At 46.6% G+C, this 2,479-nt stretch carries 2 protein-coding genes; both read right to left on the bottom strand.

The window, feature by feature from the left end; translation table 11 throughout:
• Positions 1 to 76: 76 nt before the first annotated feature.
• A complete protein-coding gene (gene istB / locus ACK8P7_RS10885) occupies positions 77 to 856 on the bottom strand; it encodes an IS21-like element helper ATPase IstB (protein WP_410044219.1) in 780 nt (259 codons plus the stop codon).
• A complete protein-coding gene (gene istA, locus ACK8P7_RS10880; protein ID WP_410044218.1) occupies positions 853 to 2,313 on the bottom strand; it encodes an IS21 family transposase in 1,461 nt (486 codons plus the stop codon). Before istA ends, istB begins: the two co-directional genes overlap by 4 nt.
• Positions 2,314 to 2,479: the final 166 nt, after the last annotated feature.

Raw genomic sequence — 2,479 nt, 5'->3', positions numbered from 1 at the left:
TGTATATTGTCAATAGTTAATCCTCAAAATTGTCATCAAAATTCCCTGTTTTTGGAAAGGGAATTCCTTGTTTTTGTCAGGACACGATTTCTTCATTCTGAGGTACTGTCTGGCGCATCAATGCATGCTGCATCCGATAACTTTTCCCGTCGAACATGATTAAGTGTCCATGATGGACGAGACGGTCAATCATCGCGGCAGCCATCTGTTCATCCGTAAAGATGCCACCCCATTTTGAAAACTCAATATTTGTGGTCAGGATCAGACTTCTGCTTTCGTAGCTGTCCGATATGACCTGAAAAAGCAGCTCGGATCCGTCCCGGTCTACCGGCACATAACCCCACTCATCGAGGATCAGCAGGTCCTGTTGGTTAAGAGTTGTTCTCAGGCGCTCCAGCGTACCGTTTTTTCGCGCCTCGGCGAGTTTCAGGACCAATTCAGTCACCGTATAGAAACGCACCTTATAGCCTTTTTTGCAGGCCAGTACGCCTGCGGCGATTGCCATATGTGTCTTCCCAAGCCCCACTGGTCCATAGAGAACCAGGTTCTGCTTCTTTTCGATGAAAGAGACATTTAACAGATCCTCTTTTGTCAGAGCTGGAGGCAGTTTGGTCTGGCAAAAGTCATAGCCATCAAAGGTTTTATAAACGGGGAAGCGGGCTCGTTTGATCAGCCGGTGGATGTGATTGATCTCCCGATTTTCGATTTCCTTTTTGAGGGCATCGTGCAGATACTCGATCTGCTTAGGGGTACCATCCGTCTGGCACATTTCTGGGATTGCTGCCGTGAAAAACAGTTTTTTGCAGTAACCGTTGATGTCGTCGAGTATCCCGGTCTGTTCCTTTGCTGTTATCATGATGCCTCGTCCTCCCTTCCTGGACCCCAAAACGCCCTATCATACACTTCCAAAGATGGTCCTGACTCCGGAGGGGTATCAATACCATAGCCTGTGATGCGTTGCGCAATAATCGTGGCATCGGATGAATTAACATCTCCGTTTTTAAGGGACATAGTCATGGCATCCACAGCCGCTCTGTAACCATACTCATCGTTAAGCCCGCTCATAAGTCTGAGCTTTTCCTTAAGCTCCGGTTTTTCCAGTCCGTCCAGGTAATCCCTGAGCGGATCCGGAAGTTCCTTCCGTATACCGCTGTTGTTCCAGGCACCGGCATTTCGGGAAAGTACGCTGAGTGTCGTGCTATAATCAGAAACGTCGGTCCGTACATCGCCGTATTGACGTCGGTACCGTACGATCAACTGACCATTTTCCTCGAGAACATCAATGTAATGAGCTCTGATACCGATTAACACTTTCTGATTATGGAGTTCAGGTTTGGTTGAATAGTAATGCTTTCCGTCAATGCATACCTTGCCGTAGCCATCTGCCTTGAACCAGTCATACCGACATACATCAAATGCACTTGATGGAAGGGTCAGGAACTGCTTCTGGTCTTCTTTGAAGAGATCTTTGATCAGCTGCAACTTTTTGTAATGAGGCTTGGCAGCCTTGCGCTTATTCATTGGGAGCAGAGTCTTGTTATATTCGACCATGTCATGATAGTGTGGCGCTGGCACAAAGAGGTTTCTCCGGATCGTCCCTACTTTATTCTCGACATTGCCCTTTTCCCAGCCGGATTCTGGATTACAGTACCTGACCTGAAAGCGGTATTGAGCACGGAACTTTTTAAACATCTCGGTTTCGATAACTTTGTCATGTACCCGATGGCCGACTCCGGTAGCATTGTCGAAGATCAGGACCGGCGGAACTCCTCCGATGTGGGTAAAGATATCCTCAAGTCCCTGACAGACGCACTCTGCGTTTTCACCACAGAAGAGCTGAGTATAGGAGTCATTGCTGAACGGAAACGAAACGACCAGATATTTCCTGCGAACGCAACGGTTGTCCTCATAGAAATCCGCCTCTCCGAAATCCACTTGAGCATAGCCGGGATCCCAGACCAGTTCCTGCGAAGCTTTGTTCTGGACATCCTTACGGATCTTTTTCAGATACCGCTGTACTGTCTCGTAGCTGCCTGTATAACCTTGTTCCTCAACCAGCCGGTCGTAGACCCGCTGTGCTGTATGATGTTGTTTGCACCAGTGTTTTCGGTCCTCCTCAAGCCACTGCCTGATCGCCGGTTTAAACGGATCAAGAATGGATGACTTTGGCGAAACCGTAACTGGGCTGTCCGAAAAATCCTCCTTCTCCAGGTATTTCTTTATGGTTTTAGGATCAGCACCGTTTTTTTTGTGAATTTCACTGATCTTATAGCCACTTTGGTATAAATCTCTGATATGATTGATATCGGACATGCTGAGCATCTTCCTTTCCTCCCTTATCTATTGGTTGTGCTTTAGATAAAGGATAATTTTGATTGGTTGGTGTTTCAACGTGTCCTTTCCATTTATAGGGAATTCCTTTTCCAATTTCAGGGATTTTTATTTCCAATTACTAGTATTATTAGTTTACAACATACAG

The organism is Oribacterium sp. P9, from assembly GCF_046365365.1.
Lineage (GTDB): Bacteria > Bacillota > Clostridia > Lachnospirales > Lachnospiraceae > Oribacterium.
This window is presented reverse-complemented; position numbering and strand designations above follow the sequence as displayed.

What these genes read in the sequence shown, in the direction of transcription:
- istB (WP_410044219.1), bottom strand. Translation starts at nt 856, where the DNA reads ATGATAACAGCAAAGGAACAGACCGGGATACTCGACGACATCAACGGT.
- istA (WP_410044218.1), bottom strand. Translation starts at nt 2,313, where the DNA reads ATGTCCGATATCAATCATATCAGAGATTTATACCAAAGTGGCTATAAG.